Annotated in this window: 1 pseudogene; it reads right to left on the reverse strand. The window is 23.4% G+C overall.

Annotation, left to right across the window (positions count from 1 at the left end):
* Positions 1–70: 70 nt before the first annotated feature.
* A pseudogene (locus tag AYC60_RS08970) lies at positions 71–487 on the reverse strand (hypothetical protein); the annotation flags it as partial.

The raw sequence follows: 487 nt of genomic DNA on the forward strand, positions 1-487 counted from the left end.
TTGATTCAAATTTTACTTTATCACTATCATAGCTTAATTCTAATTTTATTTCTGGATTATATGATATTTTTTATTCATTTATTGGATTGTTTGATTCTACTTCCTTAAACACTAACTCTGAACCTATTGATCCTAACATTTCTAAATTATTTACATTATATTTTAGTTCACTTCCTAATGTTATTGAATAATTTCTCTTATTTGGTATTAGTGTACCTAAATATATATTACCTTTATTAGATAACTCTAATTTCCCTAATTTACTTGTTGTATTTAATCCTAACTTTAATCTTCCTCCCTTTGCATAAGTGTCTTTCTTTAGCTTATAGTTTATATCTCCCTCTAGCTCATGGTTATTCTTCTTACCCTTTATATTTACAAAACTTTCTAATCTAAATGTATTATTATTTAAATATCCTGCTGTATTTATTATTCCACTATGTAATTTAAATTTACTATGATCATAATTTAATATTCCTGAAAATAA

This window comes from Streptobacillus felis (genome assembly GCF_001559775.1).
Lineage (GTDB): Bacteria > Fusobacteriota > Fusobacteriia > Fusobacteriales > Leptotrichiaceae > Streptobacillus > Streptobacillus felis.